Below are 19996 nucleotides of genomic sequence, written 5' to 3'. Positions count from 1 at the left end.
AGTGATGTTGGCGAGGATGGTCAATTGGCGCGCAAGACGCAAGGGCGGCGCCCACCACTTTCCGCAAACTTGCCGGACGGCTATGTCCTCGCTTTGACCGTGTCGCCCCGGAACAGTGCGGGCAAACTTTGTTCGGCCGCCGCCCAGGCGCGACTATGGTAACGCCGCAGGACGAGAATGCATGCGGCGAAGACCAGCAGCCCGCAAATCACGCCGGGCGTCATGCCTCCGCCGAAAGCGGACTTAACAACGATGCCGGTGAAGACGCCGGCAATGGCGCCGTTGATCGTGCCCACCATCCCCGCGGTGGTCATGAAATATTGCAGCGGCGAGGGCCTGAGACCTTTGTCGACCAGCACCGCCGAGGGGTCGTCATGCGTCGAATTGACGAGGTATCTTTGCAGGACCGGCGCCAGCTCGACGAAATAGTGGCGGATCCGGGCCATGCCGCGGGCATGCACCATGTCCTCGATGGCAACCTGCACAGCGCGCACGAAGGTGACCAGGCCGATGAAGAAAAGGCAAGGCAGCAAGATCAGGCTGAACAACACGAACGGCCTGCCCATCTCCGTGACCTGCGCGACGAAGGACAAGGCAATCGTTGCGCTCGAGACCGAGGTCAGGAACAGATCGGCTCGCTGGTTCGCTTCCTGAATGGTCGCCGCGCGAGCGTTTTGCAGCACGAAATGCTCGGTCGTCAGGCACTGCAGGGCCTGCTGCGCTTGATCTGGCGGTACCGGAACGTCGGGAGAACGGGTCATCGAAATTTGCCCCCTTCTGTCAGCCGCAACCGGCGGACAGAAGGGGGCGTCGTCCTGCGAGCTGTCAGGTTTTGCCGATGGCGATGCGCTTGGCCTTGGCCTGGGCGCGCTCCGTCTTCGGCAGCGTCACGCTGAGCACGCCGTTCCGGAACGCGGCGTTCACTCTGTCTTCGTCGACTTCGTAGCCGAACGGGATACGCCGCTCGAAACGGCCATAGAAGCGTTCGGAGAACTGCCTGTCCTTGTCCTCGGTCTCTTCGCGCTTCTCGCCGCGCAGCGTCAGCACGCCGTCATCGAGCAGCAGCTCGACGTCCTTCGCGTCCATGCCGGGGATTTCGGCGGTGACGCGGATCTCCTTTTCGCCATCGGAGATTTCGACACTCGGCCAGCTGACGCGGGCAGCGGAGAAGCTACCGAGCGACGGCAGCCGCGTGTCGAAGCCGCGGAACGCCTCGTCGAACAAGGGGTTCATTTCGCGATGCAGCGTCAGGAACGGATCGCGATCGCCGTTGCGGAACAGGCTGGGGGCCTGATTGTTCTCCCGGCCCCAGGGAATGAGATCACGAATAGCCATTGCATAGTCTCCTTTCTCGACTGGTGCATTCAGGCAGCCTGCTTGTTTGCTTCGACCTGCGCGACCTTCGGCCCGGTCTTCGGCGAGGCGACATCGGTCGCGATGGCGATGCGCCGAGGCTTCACCTCCTCGGGCACCTCACGTACCAGATCGATGCTGAGCAGGCCGTTGTCGAGCGAGGCGCCTGCGACCTTGACGTGATCGGCAAGCTCGAAACGGCGGGTAAAGGGCCGTGCGGCGAGGCCACGATGCAGATACTCCACGTTATCCGGCTCCTTGTGCTGGCCGGAGACAATCAGGAGGTTGGGTTCATGGGTGATTTCGAGGTCGTCCTCCGAAAAGCCAGCGACGGCGATGGTGACGCGGTAGTTGTTCTCGCCGCTGCGCGCGATGTCATAGGGCGGCCAGGCGTCGAAAGCCTGCGGCGCATTTTCCAGCAGGTTGAAGACGCGGTCGAAGCCGATGCTCGACCGATAGAGCGGGGAAAAGTCGAATGCGGTTCTCATAGCTACATCCTCCATCGAGCAACATAGATACGAGGAGCGCCAAAGAGCTGGCGCTCCCTGGTTTCGCCGGCCCCATTTCGGCGACCGGTGCCTTCGATCTGGTTATTGTCCGCCGCAAGTCAAGACCCGGTGGCTTTCGCTTTGCCGGTTTTTCGGACCGGTTTTCGGTCGGCTCGGCGAGGCTGCCAATCCCTTTTTGCGGCGAGATGTCCGGCAGGAGATTGCCTGTTTGGTTTCAATCGCCAACGCTGACTTCCCCGGCCGGTTATTGTCTGCCGCGGGTCAAGACCCAGATTCTTGTGTTGCCGGGCCCATTCCCGGCACTCGCAGATGGAGCTGACCATGACACGCGACGAGATCATTTCTGTGCTGGGCCCGGTCGACGAAGCCGTGATCGCCGACATTGCGGCGACGGACGGGACGGTCCAGGAATTGCGCGAGGCCCTGGCCTGGATCGCCGCCGACGAGGCGTTGGTGAACGAGGGCCGACCGCTGCCGACGGCAAGGGTAGCGACGCTGATCGAACTGCTGCAAGGGCCCGACGAGGAGGAATAACCGGCTGTCGCCGCGATGCTCTTGAACCGCGCAGATAGACGAACCATGTCCTTCAGCGGCGCCGGCCGGCCGCCGGTGCCGCCAGCATAACGTTGCTTGCTCAAACAAGAAGACGATCAGAAAACAAGGAGGAAGTGATCGACGACGTCCGCTTTGCCGAGCCGATCACGTTGAAATTCCAATCCAGCGAGCGCAAGGTCGCCAGCAGTTGGGAAGCCATCGATTGCATGTGCCAGCAGTGGCCGGACCGTGCACGCGGCCGGAGTTGGCGCGGCGCCTATCGGACCTGCCGCGACGCGCTCGACGGCTGGCGCACCGCGTGTGATGCGCGCAAGGCCTTCGTCAGGGCGGCGCGCAAGGCCGGAGAGTTAGCTACCTCTCTCCCCCGCTTCGGAGACTTTGTCCGCTGTCTAGCGGCTGATCGGTTTGCTCCTCAGTGGACGGTAATAATGCCGTTTACGGCCCGCCATTCGGAGGGCTGGATCAGGTGATGATGGGCGACGCGCACCGAATGCAGCGGGCCTTCGATCTCGCGCTCCCAGAAATCGAGGAAATGCTTCAGCGTCGGGAAATCGGGGGCAATATCGTATTCCTGCCAGATGTAGAGCTGCAGAAGGCTTCGATGATCGGGCAGGCGGTAGTGGATCTCCGCCGTGGTGAGGCCAAACCCTTGCATCTGGAGCTGAAAGTCCCTGCTGGTCATGCAATCCTTCCTTTCCCAATAAACCTCCATCTGCAAAACGCCTCGCCTTCCACATAGGTTCCAGCCGCCGCAAGCGGCTCAGGAGACGGACAGATTTGGAAATCCGGCCGGGTCATCGCGCCGGAAACGGCGAATGTGCGAACAATTACAGCGTATTGGCACTCTCATGTGTCGAGTGCTAAAATTTTTGCGTGATCCTCTTGAAAGCTGAAAAAAGCGCGACTAGTTCGTATGCGCGCGATGCCTGATGAAGGGGTCGCGCACCCCGTGCCGGGCCGATATTGCCGGTCCGGTCAGGAGGATATTCGAAAATCTGTTTGTCCCGAGAGGAGAACGACATGGCGTTCCGTCCATTGCATGACCGCATCCTGGTCCGCCGCATCGAGGTCGACGAAAAGACAGCGGGCGGCATCATCATCCCCGACACCGCCAAGGAGAAGCCGCAGGAGGGCGAGGTCATTGCCGCCGGTCCGGGCGCGCGCGACGACAGCGGCCAGTTGCAGCCGCTCGACGTCAAGGTCGGCGACCGTATCCTGTTCGGCAAATGGTCCGGCACCGAGATCAAACTCAATGGCGAGGATCTGCTCATCATGAAAGAGAACGACGTGCTGGGCGTGATCGAAGCCACGGGCGAGATGAAGAAGGCTGCCTGAACAAGTATTCCAGTCAACGAAAAGCTGCCTATCGAAGGAGTGTTCCAATGGCTGCCAAAGATGTGAAATTTCATACCGAAGCGCGCGAGAAGATGTTGCGCGGCGTCGACATCCTCGCCAATGCGGTGAAGGTGACGCTCGGTCCCAAGGGCCGCAACGTTGTCTTGGACAAATCGTTCGGCGCGCCGCGCATCACCAAGGACGGCGTGACGGTGGCGAAAGAGATCGAGCTTGAGGACAAGTTCGAGAACATGGGCGCGCAGATGGTGCGCGAGGTCGCCTCGAAGACCAGCGATACCGCCGGCGACGGCACCACGACCGCGACGATTCTGGCGCAGTCGATCGTCCAGGAAGGCGCCAAGGCGGTTGCTGCCGGCATGAACCCGATGGACCTGAAGCGCGGCATCGACAAGGCGGTCGAAGCAATCATCGCCGAACTGAAGGCCAATGCCCGCAAGGTGACCAGGAACGACGAAATCGCTCAGGTCGGCGCCATCTCTGCCAATGGCGATGCCGAGATCGGCCGCTTCCTCGCAGAGGCGATGGAAAAGGTCGGCAATGAGGGCGTCATCACTGTCGAGGAAGCCAAGACCGCCGAGACCGAGTTGGAAGTGGTCGAAGGCATGCAGTTCGACCGTGGCTATCTCTCGCCTTATTTCATTACCAACCAGGACAAGATGCGCGTCGAACTCGAGGAACCCTATGTGCTGATCCACGAGAAGAAGCTCTCCAACCTGCAGGCCATGCTTCCCGTGCTCGAAGCCGCCGTGCAATCCGGCAAGCCGCTGCTGATCATTGCCGAGGACGTCGAAGGCGAGGCGCTGGCGACGCTTGTCGTCAACAAGCTGCGCGGTGGCCTGAAGGTTGCAGCTGTCAAGGCGCCGGGTTTTGGTGACCGCCGCAAGGCGATGCTGGAAGACATTGCCATCCTGACCGGCGGCACGGCGATCTCGGAAGACCTCGGCATCAAGCTCGAGAACGTCACGCTGGAGATGCTCGGCCGCGCCAAGAAGGTGCTGATCGAGAAGGAGAACACCACCATCGTCGACGGTGCCGGCCGCAAGGATGAAATCCAGGCGCGCATCAGCCAGATCAAGGCCCAGATCGAGGAAACCACCTCCGACTACGACCGCGAGAAGCTGCAGGAGCGGCTGGCCAAGCTCGCTGGCGGTGTCGCCGTCATCCGCGTCGGCGGCTTGACCGAGCTCGAGGTCAAGGAGCGCAAGGATCGCGTCGACGATGCCATGCACGCCACACGCGCGGCGGTCGAGGAGGGTATCCTGCCCGGCGGCGGCGTAGCGCTGCTCAGGGCGGCGAAGGCGCTCGACAACGTCGCCGTCGACAATCCCGACCAGAAGACCGGCGTCGAGATCGTGCGTCGCGCCATCGAAGCGCCGGTGCGCCAGATCGCCGAGAACGCCGGTGCGGAAGGTTCGATCATCGTCGGCAAGCTGCGCGAGACGACCGACTTCGGCTATGGCTGGAACGCCCAGACCAACGAGTTCGGCGACCTGTACGGGCAGGGCGTCATCGACCCGGCCAAGGTCGTACGCACTGCCCTGCAGGGTGCCGCCTCTGTTGCCGGCCTGCTGGTGACGACCGAGGCGATGGTGGCCGAGAAGCCGAAGAAGGAAACGCCCATGCCTCCGATGCCCGGCGGTGGCGGCATGGACTTCTAAGGCCAGGCTTCCAAAGCGCGACTTCGAAACGGCAGATGGACCGTGTCCGCCTTCATCGCCCTCGCCCGCCGCAACGACCTGCTTGCGCCGCAGACGAGCGGGATGGTTGCCGGCGAGAGCGTTGCTGGCGCGACGGTTGCCGACTGGGCAACGCGCCCACAGCGCGTCAACGCCCCGGTCTGAGCGGTCGGAGAAGTCGCCAATCTCCCCCCTTGAGGGGGGAGATGTCGCCGAAGGCGACAGAGAGGGTCGGTACGTCCTGGCGCGACGCCCTGTGGGACGAAAGAGAAGGTTGGCGCTTCACGCGAGGCGCCCCCCTCTGTCCTGCCGGCCATCTCCCCCTCAAGTGGGGAGATTACGCGCTCAGCCGCTTTCGCTTGCTAAGCCCGCGGTAGCAGCCGGCGCATAATCAGCGAGGCGTGGCCGCCCACACCATGCGCAGCCGCCCTGCGCTCGACGACCTCGAAGCCGTGCTTGCGATAGAAGGCGATTGCGCGGTCGTTGCCCTCGATCACTTCCAGGGCGATGCTGGGAATACCCGCATGGGCGGCAAGAACGGCATGCAGCAGGTCGGCGGCAAGGCCGGTGCCGTACTCGCTTTTGTCTAAATGGAGCCGCTCGAGCATGACCTCGCCTTTGTCGTCCATCGCGGCCATCGCATAACCGGCGAGCGAGCCGTCAGCCCGCTCGGCGACGAAGGACATCTTGCTGTCGTCCCTGAGCTCGGCCGCCAGCCGCTCCGGCGCGTGCTTCTCATCCGAAAGCCGTGCCGTGGTCTCGGCACCCAGGATGGGCGAATAGGTGTAGCGCCAGGACCCTCCAAGCAGCCGCGACACCGCCGGAACGTCCTGTTCGGTCATAGTCCTTATCTGGTCATTGGCACCTCGCCTCATAAACCTGCCCCTTTTGAGCGGAGATGTCCGGCAAGACAGAGAGGTGCTGTCCCGCCGACCCTCCACGGCTGAGTTCAGCGCACATCCGCGCCGGCCACCATGACTATGTGCTGGCAGACATTATCGATATCGCGAATGACGTCGTCGTTCCAGAACCGCAGGATAGTCCAGCCCAGCGCTTCAAGCCGTGCACTTCTGGTAGCGTCTCATATTGAGGCATCGGCCCGGGCATGCTGGGAGCCATCCAGTTCGACAATCAGCTTTTTGTCCGGGCAGGCAAAATCGACAATATGGCCTGCAATTGGCATCTGCCGCCGAAATGCCAGCCCCATGAGTCGATGCGCCCTGACCTCATTCCAGAGCTTCAGCTCGGCATCCGTCATGGCCTTGCGCATCTTGCGCGCATTGCCGCGGCTACGGGGAGGTACGGGATAGTGATTCACTACTTCTATTCCTCAGCGCGAAACTTGCCCATCTTCTCTATGCTGCGCTTGAACACCCCCCTCTGTCCTGCCGGACATCTCCCCCTCAAGGGGGGAGATTGGCAGCTTCGCCGAAAGTTCTCCCTTCTTTAGAGATTGGCGAAAGCTGGAGCGACGTCCAATCTCCCCCCTTGAGGGGGAGATGTCCGGCAGGACAGAGGGGGGTGCTGGCCCGTCGACCTGGATAGGTATGGCACCTGTATCACCGCCTCACCCGCGATTTCAGCCAGCGATCGAAGGCCACCGCGAGGATGAGGATCAGGCCGATGACGATGCTTTGCGTGTAGGACGAGACGTTGTTGAACTGCAGCCCGTTCTGCAAGACGCCGATCAGTCCTGCACCGACCACCGTGCCGCCGACGCTGCCGATGCCGCCGAACAGCGAGGTGCCGCCGATGACGACCGCCGAGATCACCGTCAGCTCGTAGCCGATGCCGGCGACGGCTTCGGAGGAGTTGAGCCGCGCCGACAAAACGAAGGCGGCAAGACCGGCGAAGAAGCCGACGATGATGTAGACCGAGATCAGGATGCGGTCGACACGCAGGCCGGAGAGCCGTGCCGCCTCGGCATTGCCGCCGACGGCATAGACCGCGCGACCGTAGCGCGTATAGCGCAGCACGATGTGGCACAGGATCGCGGCAATCGCGAAGATGATCGCCGGCACCGGAACCGGGCCGATCAGGCCGGTACCGAACCAGCGCATCGAGGCGTCGAAGCCGGAGATCGGGCCGCCATTGGAAATCGTCAAGGTCAGGCCGCGAAACACGGTGAGGCCGCCAAGCGTGACGACGAAGGGCGGCACTTTCAGCCTGGTGATGGCAAAGCCCTGGACGCCGCCGGCCACGGCACCGACGACGACGGCGGCGAGAAGGGCGGCGAACCAGCCATAGCCTTGCGTGCCAGACGTCGACAGCGACAGCGTGTTGGCGGTGCCGCCCTTGGCCACCACCGCCGCGACCATGCCGCAGAAGGCGAGCAGCGAGCCGACCGACAGGTCGATGCCGGCGGTAAGGATAACGAAGGTCATGCCGAGCGCGATCAGCCCGGTGATCGAGATCTGGCGCATGATGTTGAACAGGTTGATCGGGTCGATGAAGCTCGGCTTCAGCACGGTGAAGACGACAATCAGCAACGCCAGGAACATCAGCGGGCCGAAGCTCATCAGCAGGCGCGCAATATTGACACCACCACGCTGGCTCCGTTCGGTCGTGCTGGTCATTGCGTTGCTTCCTGCTTCTGGTCGAGCGCCATCAGTTCCATCAGTTTCTCCTCGGTCGCCTCGATGCCAGGCATCTCGCCGGTGATGCGCCCGCGCCGCATGGTGACGATCCTGTCCGACACCGCAAGCACTTCGGGCAGCTCGGACGAGATCATCATGATGGCGATGCCGCGCGCCGCGAGCTCTACCAGGATCTGGTGCACCTCCGCCTTGGCGCCGACATCGACACCACGCGTCGGTTCATCGACGATCAGCACCTTGGGATCGCGTGCCAGCCAGCGGGCAAGGATGACCTTCTGCTGGTTGCCACCGGACAGTCCCTCGATCGCCTGCTCGGGCGAGGCCATGCGGATCGACAGCGTCTTCCTATAGTTCGCCAACGCCTCGCGCTCTCGCCGCTCGGCCATGAAGCCGACATTGGAGTAGCGGTCGAGCGCGGCGATCGAGAAATTGGTGAGGATGGCGAGTGCTGCGAAGATTGCCTGGTGCTTGCGGTCTTCCGGAACCAGCCCGATGCCGAGCTCGATGGCGTCGGCGGGTGAGGCGGGCGCGATCGGCTTGCCGTCGAGCATGATGGTGCCGGCTGCAATGCGGTCGGCGCCGAAGATGGCGCGGGCGAGCTCGGTGCGGCCGGAGCCGACGAGCCCGGCGACGCCGAGGATTTCGCCCGCCTTGAAGTCGAGATCGACGCCTTCGAGCACGATGGCGTGCGGCGCCTGCGGATCGCGCACCGTGCGCAGGCCGCGCACCGAGAGCCGGACGTCGCCGGCGACGTCGCGCTGCGTCGGCCTGGCATAGAGCTCGGAAGCGGCGCGGCCGACCATCTTCTCGATGATCTTCGGCAGTTTGATCGGCCCGCCTTCGCGGTCGAGATGGCCGGCCAGCCTGCCGTCGCGCAGCACCGTCATGCGGTCGCAGATCGCCGAGGCCTCCTCCAGCCGGTGGGTGACGAACATGATGGCGACGCCATCCTTGCGCAGCCGGCCCATGATCGACATCAGCCTGTGCACTTCGGTTTCGGTCAGCGCCGAGGTCGGCTCGTCCATGATGATCAAGCGGCTCTTCAGCGATAGCGCGCGGGCGATCTCGACCAGCTGCTGCTCGGCCACCGACAACGCCGAAACCGGCGTCGCCGGGTCGAGGTCGAGGCCGACGCGAGCGATGATCGCGCGCGAATCTTCCTCCATCTTCCGCCAACTGACCAGCCCGAACCGGCCGAGCGGTGCGCGGCCGATGAAGATATTCTCCGCCACGGTCAGCGTCGGGATCAGGCTCAGTTCCTGGTAGATTGTTACGATGCCGTGGCGCTTGGCATCCTGCGGATTGTGCGGGCTGAATTCGACCCCATCGAAGACGATGCGGCCGCTGGACGGCGGCATCACGCCGGACAGGATCTTGAGCAGCGTCGACTTGCCGGCGCCGTTCTCGCCGAGCAGGCCGAGGATCTCGCCGGGGCGGACTTCAAGCGATACGTCGTTCAGCGCGGTGACGCCGGCAAAGCGCTTGGTCACACCCTCGACGGTGAGCAGGGCGGGAGAGGGCGCGATGGCGGCTGCCTTGGGCAAAGTTTGCTCCTCGATCATTCGGTTGTCACGCAAGGCTGGCGGGGCAGCGCCCCCCTCTGGCCTACCGGACATCTCCCCCACGAGGGGGGAGATTGGATGTCACCTCGGCTTTCGCCAATCTTCCTGCGTTGCAGAAAAGGCGCCATCGGCGAAGCTCCCGATCTCCCCCCAAGTGGGGGAGATGCCCGGCAGGGCAGAGGGGGGCGCGACAGAATGCTACTTTTGCCGCTGCGCGCCCTTTGTGCAACCTTACTTCGTCTCGCCCAGCCTCTCCGCCTTGTCGAGATTGTCCTTGCCGATGACGATCGGCGTCAAAAGCACCAGCTTTTCCTTTGGCTCGGTCTTGTCCCTGGCGTAGGCGACCGCGATCTGCACGGCGGTGCGCGATTGTTCGCCGGGGAATTGCTCGACCGTGCCGGCCAGTTTGCCGTCGCGCACGGCGACCAGCGCTTCGGGAAGCGCGTCGAAGCCATAGATCTTGACGTCGGTGAAGTTGCGCGCCGCGCAGGCTTCAACCGCGCCAAGCGCCATGTCGTCATTGGCGCAGATGATCGCGTCGGGCTTGCCGTTGGCGGCAAGGCCGGCCTCGGTGACGGACAGCGCCTCGGCGCGGGCGAAGTTGGCGGTCTGCTCGAAGATGATCTGGTACTTGTCCTTCATTGGATCGAGGACGTTGTGCACACCCTTGTTGCGGTCGATCGCCGGGCCGGCACCGGGCTGGCCCTGCAGATGGAAGATCTTGGCGCCGTTCGGGAACGCCGCCACCATGGCCTTCGCTTCGGCCTCGCCGCCCTTGACGTTGTCGGCGCCGACATGGGCAAGGATGCCCTCGACGCCTTCGACACGGCGGTCGATGGTGACGACGGGAACGCCGGCCTTGACCGCTTCCTCGATGGCTGGGGCCAGCGCGTTGACGTCGAGCGGCGAGATGACGATGGCGTTGACCTTCTGCACGAGCGCCGCTTCGATATCGGCGGTCTGCTTGGGCGCCGAGTTCTGGCCGTCGCTTTCGACCAGGTTGACGCCCTGCGCCTGGGCTTCCGCCTTGATCTGGTTCAGCATGTGCACGAAGAACGGAAAGCCGAGGCTCGGCACCGAACCAAGGATGGTCAGCTTGTCCTGGGCAAAAGCCAGTTGCGGAGCGGCCAGCGCCAAAGCGCCCATCGCCGCGGTCGACAGCAGGAATTCACGTCTGTTGATCAATTTAGTCTCCTCCCAGATGAGCGCACGACCCCGAAACCGGAATGGGTTTTCCGGAAGGTTCCTTGCGTCGATTCAAAAATGGAGTGTCCTTCGAGCGCCCAACTCGTGTTTGAAGGGACGCAACGGCGCTCCAGCCGGTCCACCGCGACGTTCTCCTCCGCTCGGTGCCTGCCGGCGGATGCTAGCCAAGGCCGGAGCTTTGCGCAAGAACGGGAGCAGGCAAGACCTACCGATCGATCATCACCATGGTGCGCTGGCCGTAGCGCGGCCCGGCGACCTTTCCCGGCGCCAGCGCGTCGTCGAGCACTCGCATCTCGGCTGGGTCCAGCCTGATCGAAGCCGCGGCGACGTTCTCCTCGAGGTACTTGCGCCGCTTGGTGCCGGGGATCGGGACGATGTCGATGCCGAAGTCGCTCCCCTTGTGGAGCAGCCAGCCCAGCGCGATCTGACCTGGCTTGACGGGCTTCGCCGCGGCGATGTCGAGTACCGTGGCCGCCGCCTGCATATTGGCGTCATAGTTGGCGCCCTGGTAGCGCGGATCGCCGCGCCGGTAATCGCCCTCCGGATAGTCTTCGGCGCGCCTGACGTCGCCGGTGAGAAAGCCGCGGCCGAGCGGCGAGAACGGCACCAGGCCGATGCCGAGCTCCTTCAGCAGCGGAATGATTTCCGGTTCCAGATTGCGCTCCCACAGCGAATATTCGCTCTGCACGGCCGACACCGGATGCACGACATGCGCCCGGCGGATATTGGCAGCGCCGGCTTCAGAGAGGCCGAAGAAGCGGACCTTGCCCTGAGCGATCAGCTCGCCGACAGCGCCCGCCACATCCTCGATCGGCACCGCCGGATCGACGCGGTGCTGATAGAGGAGGTCGACGTGGTCGGTGGCGAGCCTCCTCAGCGAACCTTCCAAAGCCTCGCGGATATGTTCGGGCCGGCTGTCGCGCTCGGTGCCGACTTGCTTGCCGTTTTCAATGCGGAAGCCGAATTTCGTCGCGATCGTCACCTCATCGCGCCGGCCCTTCAGCGCGCGGCCGAGCAGTTCCTCGTTGGTGAACGGCCCGTACACTTCCGCGGTGTCGAGGAAGGTGCAGCCGAGTTCGATGGCGCGGTGCAGCGTGGCGGTCGATTCCGCCTCATCGGCCGGGCCATAGGACTGGCTCATGCCCATGCAGCCGAGACCGATTGCCGAGACTTGCAGCCCCTGGCTGCCGAGTTTGCGTGTCATCAACGTCATGTGAAGCTCTCCGGGTCAGCATCGCGTTCCAAGCCGCCAGGGCAATATAGCGCACCGGCTCGGTTTCCACAGAGCGGGAGGCGCCACCGCGCGCGGCTCGCAGCGACCGCCAAATTGACAGCCGACACGCTCTCGGCCATCCTTAAGGCACGCCGCCTTGCGGCTTGTGCGTGAGTAACCAGCATGGCCAGTTCCGTCGCCAGTCAGAAATCCAAGCGCGCCGCGGTGCGGAACGCGCTCGACCGCCACAAGGTGTACATCACCGCGCAGCGTTTTTCGGCCGGCAGCTACAGCGCGCGGGTGCTGGTCGACGGCGAGGCCTATTGGGTCGACGAATTCCGGCTCAGCCAGCTGCAGCAGGGCCTGTCGCCGGCCGAACTCGAATTGACGCCGGCCACCGACGATTGAGCGGCGTGACGCCGACCTGCCGCATGCTGACAAAATGATTCAAGACATCCGCATCAAGCCGTTGTTTTTGCGCAAGAGCATGTGGCCGTGACCGCCCCGCCAAAGCTCAAGGCCTATCGCGCCAAGCGCGAGTTCACGACGACGCCGGAACCAGCCGGCGGTCTGGTTGCCGGTGAGGGCAATCGTTTCGTTGTCCACAAGCATCACGCCACCGCCGATCACTACGATCTGCGCCTGCAGGTCGGCGACGTGCTGAAGAGCTGGGCGGTGCCGCGCGGCCCGTCGCTCAACCCCGCCGACAAACGGCTGGCGGTCGAGACCGAGGACCATCCGCTCGAGTACATCGACTTCGAAGGTGTCATTCCCGAAGGCGAATATGGCGGCGGGCCGATGATCGTCTGGGACACCGGCGTCTGGGCGCCGATGGACGATGTCGAGAAGAGCCTGCGCACCGGTTCCTTCAAGTTCCGCCTCGCCGGCGAAAAGCTGAATGGCGGCTGGATGCTGACGCGGCTGAAACCGAAGCCCGGCGAGGATGAGGGCAAGAAGAACTGGCTGCTGTTCAAGGAGCGCGATCTCGCCGCTGACGCCAAGCTCGACATACTGGAAGCCCGGCCGGAAAGCGTCAAATCCGGACGCCGCATCGAGGAACTGGTGGCAACGCCGAAGCCGGCCGCCAAGCCTGCCAGGCCAGTGGTGCTGAAGCCAGTTGCTTTGCCGGGCGCCGTCAAGGCGCCGCCGCCCACCCGCATCGTGCCGCAACTGGCGACGCAGGTTTCGAAACCGCCGGGCGGCGAAGGTCCCGCGGAAAAAACGCGCGAAGCCTGGCTGCACGAGATCAAGTTCGACGGCTACCGCACCATGGCGCATGTTTCCGATGGGAAGGTCAGGCTGATCACCCGCGCCGGCCTCGACTGGACGAAGCGCTATGGCGACCTGCCGCTTGCCTTCGCCAGGCTGCCGTGCCGCGAGGCGATCATCGACGGCGAGGTCGTCGCGCTCGACGCCAAGGGCATCAGCCGCTTTGCCCTTTTGCAGGATGTGCTGGCCGAAGGCGCCGGCAACAAGCTCCACTTCTACGCCTTCGATCTTCTGTATCTCGACGGCTGGGACCTGAGACAAGCGCCGCTCCGCCGGCGCAAGGCGCTGCTTTCGCAATTGCTGTCCGGTCTCGGCGCCAATTCGGCCATCCAGCTCAGCGATCATGTCGAGGGCGACGGCCAGGCGCTTTATGACCAGGCATCGGAAATGGGGCTGGAGGGTGTCGTCTCCAAGCGCGCCACGGCAATCTACCAGAGCGGCCGTACCAAGACCTGGACCAAGACCAAGGCGCTTCAGACCGGCGACTTCGTCATCGCCGGCTACACAGTCTCCGATGCGGCAGAGGGGTTGGCTGCACTTGGCCTCGGCGAATTCGAAGACGGCGAGCTGCACTATCGCGGCAAGGTCGGCACCGGCTTCGATGCGGGGACCGCCGGCGAATTGCTGGCCAGGCTGAAGCCGCTAAGGGCGGGTGCATCCGCGCCCGAAGGGGTTCCCCGCGAAATCATGCGCGAGATGAACTGGGTGCGGCCGCTGCTTTCGGCGCATATCCACTACGCCAACCGGACCACCGACAATGCGCTGCGCCATGCGGTGTTCCGCGGCCTGCGCGACGTCGGCCTGTCGACGCCGGTTTCGGCCAAGCGCAAGCGGCTGATCGCCGAGGCCGACCTCGCCACCATCTGGGTGACCAACCCAACGCGACGGCTGTTCGGCAAGACCGGCCCGACCAAGCTCGACATTGCCGTCTATTACGCGCTGGTCGGCGATTTCATGCTGCCGCACATTCTCGGCCGGCCGGTGTCGCTGGTGCGCTGCCCGACCGGCAGGCCGCAGGACTGTTTCTTCCAGCGCCACGCCTTCACCGGCATGCCGTCCTCTGTGGCGACTTTCGAAGCGACCAATTCGGAGGGCGAGACCAAATCCTATCTCTCGGTGGAAGACGCCAAGGGCTATCTGGCGCTGGCGCAGTTCGGTGTCGTCGAGTTCCACACCTGGGGCACCCATCGCACGCGGCTCGACAAGCCGGACCTGATCGTTTTCGACCTCGACCCGGGCGAGGGGATCGCCTGGCGCGAGGTGGTTGAGGCGGCGGTGCACATTAAGGGCGAGCTGGAAGCGCTAGGGCTGGTGCCGTTCGCCAAGACGTCCGGCGGCCACGGCATCCACATATCAGTGCCGGTGACGCAAAAGCAGAACTGGAAGAAATTGCACCAGGCGACCAGCGCCATCTCGACGCATCTTGCCGCCACCGCGCCCGACACTTTCACCACCACCATGGGCAAGGATAACCGCAAGCGGCGCATCTTCATCGATTATCACCGCAATGCGCGCGGCCACACTTCTGCGGCTCCCTATTCGCTGCGCGCCCGCACCAATTTGCCGGCCTCGACGCCGGTGAGCTGGAGCGATCTGGAATCCATCGACGCTCCGCAGGATCTGAATTATTCGTCGCTGCCGGGCCTGCTGGCGACGTCAGGCGATCCCTGGGCCGACATGGAAGATTTCGCCAGGGATTTGCCGGTGATAGGCACCGGGAGATAGTCCCGCGGGCGCGGCCCCAGACTCCATCGACGCTCCGGAAAATTTGAATTATTCTTCGCGCCGGGTCCCACCGCCGACCCCTCAGCCGAGATGGAAGATTTCGCTAGGGATTTGGCGGTATTGTGAGGGGCAATGTAGGATTTCGGCAGCCCCGTTCGTCCTCCGGACGAATGAACGCTGCGAACAGTTCGACAGCACAAGGCCGCGTAGGAGTATTTCATGGCGCCCAGGGCAAGTTGGAAAGGTTACCTCAAGCTCAGTCTGGTCAGCTGTCCGGTCCGGCTCTATCCGGCGACCAGCGCCAGCGAGCGCATCAGCTTCAACCAGCTGCACAAGAAGACGCACAACCGCATCAACATGAAGCCGGTCGACCCCGAACTCGGGCTGGTCGAGCGTTCAGACCTGGTCAAGGGCTACGAATACGAGGACAAGCAGTACATCATCATCGAGGACTCCGATCTCGATGCGGTACGCATCGAATCCAATCATACGATGAACATAGAGGCCTTTGTCGACGAGCATTCGGTCGACGTCATCTATCAGGACGCGCCCTATTACCTGGCGCCGGACGGCGCAATGGCCGAGGAGACCTTCGCCGTGCTGCGCGAAGCCATGCGCAAATCTGGCAAGCTGGCGATCGCCCGCCTGGTGCTGTCCAGCCGCGAGCGCGTGGTGACGATCGGCGCGCGCGAGAACGGCATGTTCGTCTGCACCTTGAGGAATCCGAACGAAGTGCGTGCCACGGCTGAGTATTTCGGCAATATCCCGGCCGGAAACCCCGATCCCGAAATGCTGCAATTGGCCGAGGCGCTGATCAAGCAGAAGGAAACCACCTTCGATCCGAAGAATTACGAGGACCGCTACGAGATCGCGCTGATGGCGATGATCCGCGAGAAGCTGAAGGGCCATAAGCCGATCATCGCGGCGGCCCCCGAGCGCGGCAATGTCATCAATCTCATGGATGCGCTGAAGGCCAGCCTGTCCCAATCGGCCAAGCCGCCGGCCAAGTCCAAGAGCAAGGCCGATGAGGCGACGAAACCGGCAGCCAAAGCAAAGTCCGCCAAGGGCGGCGCCAAGGAAAACCCGCTCAAGGCCAATCTGCTGCAGGCCGTCGGTAAGAGCAAAGGGTGACGGCGCCCACTGGCACGATCTTCGGCACTATCGGCGCGCTCGCGGCGTTTCCGCTTCGCATGGCGGCGCGCGAGGTCGCGCGCCGGCAGGGCCAATTGCGGCGCGGAGTCACCAGACGGACCACCCATGTGGTATTCGGGCGGACGTTCCTCGCCAAGGCCGATGATGCCGAGATTGAGCGCCGCGTCGTCACCGAGCGCGCGGCCGGGCGCAAGCTGGTCAGTGAGAACGGCTTCCTGCGCCTGCTCGGCCTGATGAAGGCGCCGGAGGCTTCGGCGCTGTCGCGGCAGTCGCTGATCGACCAGTCGCGGCTGACCGGCGCGGATCTCGACCTTTTGTCGCTGTTCGATGCCTTCGAGCATGATCGCGAACCGTATTCCTTTCGCGACCTGATCCTCGCCCGCAAATATGCCGGGCTGGTTGCCGGCGGCGCCTCATGGGGGGCGATTGCGCGCTCGGTGCACCGCTCGGGCCCGGTCGCCTCGCTCACCGCCAAGTCGCTCGCCGTCGGCTCGCAGCACGGGCGGGCCGATGCGATCTATCTCGAAGGCGGCCAGAGCGAACTCGACGGCCAGCTGCTGTTCGATCTGGGAACGCAGGATGACGACACGCTGGAAGAGCTGTTCGCCGATGCCGAGGCGGCGGAAGGGGCTGAAGACCACGAGCAGGCGGCGGCCCTCTACCGGCGCTGCCTGGCCATCGACCCGAGCGATGCCATCGCCGCCTTCAACCGCGCCAACTGCCTGCGCGCCGCCGGCCAAGCGGCCGAGGCGGCGCACGACTATGCCCGCGCGATAAAGCTCGATCCCGGCTTCGTCGAGGCCTGGTTCAATCTCGCCGGGCTGATGAGCGAAGAGGGGCGGGTAGCCTCGGCGCGCCGCCATTTGCTCAATGCGATCGCATTGGACGCTGATTATGCCGATGCGGTATTCAACCTTGCCAGGCTGGAGTTCGACGCCGGCAATCTCGCCGAGGCGCGGCGTCGCTGGGTGCGCTATCTCGAGCTCGATGCCAATTCCGAATGGGCGCGCATGGCGGCCAAGGGGATACAGTTCGTGGATTTGCAGCTGGCGCAGAAGTCGGCGGGATAGGTGGTTCAATGGCCGCGCTTGACCACCCCCCTCTGTCCTGCCGGACATCTCCCCCTCAAGGGGGGAGATCGGCAGCTTCGGCGCCCCGCGTGCCTTTCAGCTTTGGTGGTTGGCGAAAACGCCGACGCCATCCAATCTCCCCCCTTGAGGGGGAGATGTCCGGCAGGACAGAGGGGGGTGGGACGGAACGCGGCCTCCATACGTGGGCCACCCCATGACCACCTTCCTCTTCGACGGCCCCGACACCGCCCCAATCACCATCCTGCTCGCCCATGGCGCAGGCGCTCCTATGGACTCGCCCTCGATGACAGCCACGGCAAAGGCGCTGGCCGCAGCCGGCTTCCGCGTCGCGCGCTTTGAATTCCACTACATGGCGGCTCGCCGCTACGGCCACCGCAAGCCGCCGCCGCGCGCCGAGACGGTTAACCCGGAATACGTCAAGGCGATCGCCGACCTCCGGGCGAAGGGCGTGAAGGGTCCGCTCATCATCGGCGGCAAGTCGATGGGCGGACGCGTCGCTTCGATGATCGCCGACGAGATGTTTTCGAAGGGCGAGATCTTGGGCCTGCTTTGCCTTGGCTATCCCTTCCATCCGCCGGGCAAACCGACGCAGCTTCGGACAAAGCACCTGGCCGATCTCAAGACGCCGACAGTGATCTTCCAGGGCACGCGCGACGAGTTCGGGACCAAAGACGAGGTCGCGACCTATGCTTTGTCCGACGCAATCGAGATCTTCTGGCTGGAAGACGGCGACCATGATCTGAAGCCGCGCAAAAACATCTCCGGCTTCTCCACCGCCGATCATCTGAAGACGCTCGCTGATGCGGTGAAGGCGTGGACCGAACGCATCGTGCGCTGAAGCAGGCCGATGAAGATCGCCACCTTCAACGTCAACAACATCAACAGCCGGTTGCCGAACCTGCTCGCATGGCTGGCCGTCGCCAAACCCGACATCGTCTGCCTGCAGGAGTTGAAAGCGAGGCAGACGCAGTTTCCGCGCTCGGCGCTGGCGGCGGCCGGCTACGGCGCGGTTTGGGTCGGGCAGCCGACCTGGAACGGCGTCGCCATACTCGCGCGGGGGTTAGAACCCGTTCTGACCCGCGACGCGCTGCCCGGCGACGATAGCGACCAGCAGGCGCGCTACATCGAGGCAGCGGTCAACGGCATCGTCGTCGCCTGCCTCTACGCGCCGAACGGCAATCCGCAGCCCGGCCCGAAATTCCAGTACAAGCTGGCCTGGCACGAGAGGCTGGAGGCGCATGCGGCACAGTTGCTCGACACCGGCCTGCCGGTGGTGCTGGCCGGCGACTACAACATCGTGCCCGAGCCGCGCGACATCTACCCGACCCGCTCCTATGACGACAACGCGCTGGTCCAGCCGGAAAGCCGCGCATCGTTCCAGCGGCTGCTCGACCAGGGCTGGCTTGACGCGCTGCGCAAGAAGCACCCGAACGAGACGCTCTACACATTCTGGGACTATCGCCGCAACCGCTGGCCGCGCGATGCCGGCCTGCGCCTCGACCATATCTTGCTCAGCAAGAAGCTGTCGCGCCGGCTGGTAGCGGCGGGCATCAACCGCGACATGCGCGGCGAGACCGGCGCCAGCGATCACGCGCCGGTCTGGGTGGAGTTGATGTGAGGCACGGAGGCTGGCGCCGCCTGTCCGGGCGGCAACCAGTCAGGTTGGCCGCGCCGCTTCGCGGGCGAACGCCTCGGCATGCCGGCAACCCTCGACGATCTCGAAGGCCATCTGATGGTCGGCTTCCGCTCGTCGCGGACCGGCGAGGTCATGCGGCTCGAATTCACCGTCGGCGGCGCGTTGAGTTATGTCAGCCTGCCCAACCGGGTGACGGTCAACGGCTCCGACACGATGGCGGAGCTGGCGCGTCTCGGCTTCGGCCTGGTGCAGGCGCCGCACTACCGCTTCGCCGGGGATTTCGCAGGCGGCACGCTCGTCGAAGTGCTGCCGGATTACCCGCCGTCGCCGACACCGCTGTCGGCGCTCTACCCACAGAACCGCCAGCTCGCGCCGCGGGTACGCGTGTTCATCGACTGGGTGACCGGGATTTTTGGCGAGGATGGGACATCGGGCCGGGTGTGATCGTCCGGGCCGCCGGCTACTTTGCGAAGGGCGATCGGACGAGATAAACATCGCGCTTGGGTTTAGTGACAAGATCGGGACCGGGACCAAGACCAAGACCAGCGCAAAGTCCATGTCATCGGCGAGCCTGTCATTATGCATCGGAGCGGCGCGCGCTTCACCGGCAGTGTCCTTGTGCCGGCCGGTGCGACTTGAGGACGGGCGCGCCGCCGGCGCCTATGAGCTGACGGGATCGGGTGAGTGGTCCTGCTGCAACCAACAGTGTTGACCGAATGCAGTAGCCAATAGGGGAGCTCCAGTGAGAAGATTTCGTATAGTCAGCGCGATTATGCTCGCAACCTACGGCGCCTCGCACGCCCAGACTGTGGACGAAGGCATCCACCGCGACGCGCATGGGCCGTCGACGATGTGCGGTTTCCACGGTGCTGACGCACTGGATTTGGTCGAGCAAGTGAGGGCGTCTCCAGCGTTGCGTCGGGTTGCTGCCTCATCCCGCTTCGAACTGTTCGTTTCTGCTGACGGGCTGACGCAGTGGAGTTTCACAAGGCCCACCGAACAGGCGTATCCCGCCATAACCTGCAATCGCCTCAGCAGGGACCGGCAGGGCAGTCTGTACCAAACACGGACTATGCGATGCGAAGCGGGTCGCCGG

20 protein-coding genes and 2 pseudogenes are annotated in these 19996 nt (G+C 64.1%); 12 read left to right on the top strand and 10 right to left on the bottom strand.

What is annotated here, in order from left to right; all coding sequences use genetic code 11:
- Positions 1 to 80: 80 nt before the first annotated feature.
- From NKI18_RS13720 to NKI18_RS13710, 3 genes are all read right to left on the bottom strand, one after another.
- Positions 81 to 761, bottom strand: coding sequence for a hypothetical protein (locus NKI18_RS13720; RefSeq protein WP_352617052.1), 681 nt, complete (start codon positions 759 to 761; stop codon positions 81 to 83).
- 64 nt (positions 762 to 825) lie between these two features.
- On the bottom strand, positions 826 to 1335 hold the full coding sequence (locus tag NKI18_RS13715) for an Hsp20/alpha crystallin family protein (protein WP_353019880.1): 510 nt from the start codon (positions 1333 to 1335) through the stop codon (positions 826 to 828).
- Between the two features lie 29 nt (positions 1336 to 1364).
- Positions 1365 to 1841 (bottom strand): Hsp20 family protein, encoded by a 477-nt coding sequence (locus NKI18_RS13710; protein ID WP_352617046.1) that lies wholly within the window; start codon positions 1839 to 1841, stop codon positions 1365 to 1367.
- A gap of 342 nt (positions 1842 to 2183) precedes the next feature.
- On the opposite strand from NKI18_RS13710, the gene NKI18_RS13705 reads away from it, so the two are divergent.
- Both NKI18_RS13705 and NKI18_RS13700 read left to right on the top strand, forming a co-directional pair.
- Complete coding sequence (locus tag NKI18_RS13705; RefSeq protein ID WP_245274651.1) at positions 2184 to 2396, top strand: hypothetical protein; 213 nt, start codon at positions 2184 to 2186, stop codon at positions 2394 to 2396.
- 134 nt (positions 2397 to 2530) lie between these two features.
- On the top strand, positions 2531 to 2887 hold the full coding sequence (locus NKI18_RS13700; protein ID WP_352617043.1) for a DUF982 domain-containing protein: 357 nt from the start codon (positions 2531 to 2533) through the stop codon (positions 2885 to 2887).
- Here the strand turns inward: NKI18_RS13700 and NKI18_RS13695 are convergent.
- The gene (locus tag NKI18_RS13695) at positions 2830 to 3099 is read right to left on the bottom strand and encodes an usg protein (RefSeq protein ID WP_023718102.1); all 270 of its coding nucleotides are present in this window, start codon (positions 3097 to 3099) and stop codon (positions 2830 to 2832) included. The genes NKI18_RS13700 and NKI18_RS13695 overlap by 58 nt on opposite strands.
- 338 nt (positions 3100 to 3437) lie before the next feature.
- On the opposite strand from NKI18_RS13695, the gene NKI18_RS13690 reads away from it, so the two are divergent.
- From NKI18_RS13690 to NKI18_RS13680, 3 genes are read left to right on the top strand one after another with little or no spacing between them, the layout of a single operon-like run.
- The gene (locus tag NKI18_RS13690; protein ID WP_352617040.1) at positions 3438 to 3752 is read left to right on the top strand and encodes a co-chaperone GroES; all 315 of its coding nucleotides are present in this window, start codon (positions 3438 to 3440) and stop codon (positions 3750 to 3752) included.
- A 47-nt stretch (positions 3753 to 3799) separates the two neighbouring features.
- Positions 3800 to 5431 carry a chaperonin GroEL gene (gene groL, locus NKI18_RS13685; protein ID WP_352617037.1) on the top strand — a complete coding sequence of 544 codons (1632 nt, stop codon included), beginning with the start codon at positions 3800 to 3802 and terminating at the stop codon, positions 5429 to 5431.
- Between the two features lie 42 nt (positions 5432 to 5473).
- Positions 5474 to 5614, top strand: coding sequence for a hypothetical protein (locus NKI18_RS13680; protein ID WP_352617034.1), 141 nt, complete (start codon positions 5474 to 5476; stop codon positions 5612 to 5614).
- 197 nt (positions 5615 to 5811) lie between these two features.
- Here NKI18_RS13680 and NKI18_RS13675 read toward each other — a convergent pair whose 3' ends face one another.
- The 6 genes and pseudogenes from NKI18_RS13675 to NKI18_RS13650 all read right to left on the bottom strand — a co-directional run bounded on the left by NKI18_RS13675 (position 5812) and on the right by NKI18_RS13650 (position 12027).
- Positions 5812 to 6291 carry a GNAT family N-acetyltransferase gene (locus NKI18_RS13675; protein WP_352617031.1) on the bottom strand — a complete coding sequence of 160 codons (480 nt, stop codon included), beginning with the start codon at positions 6289 to 6291 and terminating at the stop codon, positions 5812 to 5814.
- Positions 6292 to 6398: 107 nt separating this feature from the next.
- A pseudogene (locus tag NKI18_RS13670) lies at positions 6399 to 6767 on the bottom strand (endonuclease domain-containing protein).
- A 241-nt stretch (positions 6768 to 7008) separates the two neighbouring features.
- The gene (locus NKI18_RS13665; protein WP_352453856.1) at positions 7009 to 8025 is read right to left on the bottom strand and encodes an ABC transporter permease; all 1017 of its coding nucleotides are present in this window, start codon (positions 8023 to 8025) and stop codon (positions 7009 to 7011) included.
- A complete protein-coding gene (locus tag NKI18_RS13660) occupies positions 8022 to 9590 on the bottom strand; it encodes a sugar ABC transporter ATP-binding protein (RefSeq protein ID WP_502900695.1) in 1569 nt (522 codons plus the stop codon). The genes NKI18_RS13665 and NKI18_RS13660 overlap by 4 nt, the downstream gene beginning before the upstream one ends.
- Before the next feature lie 249 nt (positions 9591 to 9839).
- The gene (locus NKI18_RS13655) at positions 9840 to 10790 is read right to left on the bottom strand and encodes a substrate-binding domain-containing protein (protein ID WP_352472200.1); all 951 of its coding nucleotides are present in this window, start codon (positions 10788 to 10790) and stop codon (positions 9840 to 9842) included.
- Positions 10791 to 11019: 229 nt separating this feature from the next.
- Positions 11020 to 12027: an aldo/keto reductase gene (locus tag NKI18_RS13650; protein WP_352621932.1), complete on the bottom strand. Its 1008-nt coding sequence runs from the start codon at positions 12025 to 12027 to the stop codon at positions 11020 to 11022.
- 183 nt (positions 12028 to 12210) lie between these two features.
- Here NKI18_RS13650 and NKI18_RS13645 point away from each other — a divergent pair, with 183 nt between their 5' ends.
- From NKI18_RS13645 to NKI18_RS13615, 7 genes and pseudogenes are all read left to right on the top strand, one after another.
- Entirely contained in the window at positions 12211 to 12435 is a 225-nt protein-coding gene (locus tag NKI18_RS13645) for a hypothetical protein (RefSeq protein WP_023675682.1), read from the top strand.
- A gap of 87 nt (positions 12436 to 12522) precedes the next feature.
- Positions 12523 to 15021, top strand: coding sequence for a DNA ligase D (gene ligD / locus NKI18_RS13640; RefSeq protein WP_352621930.1), 2499 nt, complete (start codon positions 12523 to 12525; stop codon positions 15019 to 15021).
- A 219-nt stretch (positions 15022 to 15240) separates the two neighbouring features.
- Positions 15241 to 16152, top strand: a complete 912-nt coding sequence (ku, locus tag NKI18_RS13635) for a non-homologous end joining protein Ku (protein ID WP_352586985.1) — start codon at positions 15241 to 15243, stop codon at positions 16150 to 16152.
- Between the two features lie 59 nt (positions 16153 to 16211).
- Entirely contained in the window at positions 16212 to 17243 is a 1032-nt protein-coding gene (locus tag NKI18_RS13630) for a tetratricopeptide repeat protein (protein WP_352621938.1), read from the top strand.
- A 214-nt stretch (positions 17244 to 17457) separates the two neighbouring features.
- Positions 17458 to 18102, top strand: coding sequence for an alpha/beta hydrolase family protein (locus NKI18_RS13625; protein WP_352621928.1), 645 nt, complete (start codon positions 17458 to 17460; stop codon positions 18100 to 18102).
- Positions 18103 to 18111: 9 nt separating this feature from the next.
- Entirely contained in the window at positions 18112 to 18882 is a 771-nt protein-coding gene (locus tag NKI18_RS13620; RefSeq protein WP_352621927.1) for an exodeoxyribonuclease III, read from the top strand.
- 66 nt (positions 18883 to 18948) lie between these two features.
- Positions 18949 to 19344: pseudogene (locus tag NKI18_RS13615) on the top strand (LysR substrate-binding domain-containing protein); the annotation flags it as partial.
- Positions 19345 to 19996: the final 652 nt, after the last annotated feature.

Origin of the sequence: Mesorhizobium sp. M0800, assembly GCF_040320095.1 — a bacterium.
Classification (GTDB): domain Bacteria; phylum Pseudomonadota; class Alphaproteobacteria; order Rhizobiales; family Rhizobiaceae; genus Mesorhizobium.
This window is presented reverse-complemented; position numbering and strand designations above follow the sequence as displayed.

What these genes read in the sequence shown, in the direction of transcription:
- NKI18_RS13720 (WP_352617052.1), bottom strand. Translation starts at nt 761, where the DNA reads ATGACCCGTTCTCCCGACGTTCCGGTACCGCCAGATCAAGCGCAGCAG.
- NKI18_RS13715 (WP_353019880.1), bottom strand. Translation starts at nt 1,335, where the DNA reads ATGGCTATTCGTGATCTCATTCCCTGGGGCCGGGAGAACAATCAGGCC.
- NKI18_RS13710 (WP_352617046.1), bottom strand. Translation starts at nt 1,841, where the DNA reads ATGAGAACCGCATTCGACTTTTCCCCGCTCTATCGGTCGAGCATCGGC.
- NKI18_RS13705 (WP_245274651.1), top strand. Translation starts at nt 2,184, where the DNA reads ATGACACGCGACGAGATCATTTCTGTGCTGGGCCCGGTCGACGAAGCC.
- NKI18_RS13695 (WP_023718102.1), bottom strand. Translation starts at nt 3,099, where the DNA reads ATGACCAGCAGGGACTTTCAGCTCCAGATGCAAGGGTTTGGCCTCACC.
- NKI18_RS13690 (WP_352617040.1), top strand. Translation starts at nt 3,438, where the DNA reads ATGGCGTTCCGTCCATTGCATGACCGCATCCTGGTCCGCCGCATCGAG.
- groL (WP_352617037.1), top strand. Translation starts at nt 3,800, where the DNA reads ATGGCTGCCAAAGATGTGAAATTTCATACCGAAGCGCGCGAGAAGATG.
- NKI18_RS13675 (WP_352617031.1), bottom strand. Translation starts at nt 6,291, where the DNA reads ATGACCGAACAGGACGTTCCGGCGGTGTCGCGGCTGCTTGGAGGGTCC.
- NKI18_RS13665 (WP_352453856.1), bottom strand. Translation starts at nt 8,025, where the DNA reads ATGACCAGCACGACCGAACGGAGCCAGCGTGGTGGTGTCAATATTGCG.
- NKI18_RS13650 (WP_352621932.1), bottom strand. Translation starts at nt 12,027, where the DNA reads ATGACGTTGATGACACGCAAACTCGGCAGCCAGGGGCTGCAAGTCTCG.
- NKI18_RS13645 (WP_023675682.1), top strand. Translation starts at nt 12,211, where the DNA reads ATGGCCAGTTCCGTCGCCAGTCAGAAATCCAAGCGCGCCGCGGTGCGG.
- ku (WP_352586985.1), top strand. Translation starts at nt 15,241, where the DNA reads ATGGCGCCCAGGGCAAGTTGGAAAGGTTACCTCAAGCTCAGTCTGGTC.
- NKI18_RS13630 (WP_352621938.1), top strand. Translation starts at nt 16,212, where the DNA reads ATGGCGGCGCGCGAGGTCGCGCGCCGGCAGGGCCAATTGCGGCGCGGA.
- NKI18_RS13625 (WP_352621928.1), top strand. Translation starts at nt 17,458, where the DNA reads ATGACCACCTTCCTCTTCGACGGCCCCGACACCGCCCCAATCACCATC.
- NKI18_RS13620 (WP_352621927.1), top strand. Translation starts at nt 18,112, where the DNA reads ATGAAGATCGCCACCTTCAACGTCAACAACATCAACAGCCGGTTGCCG.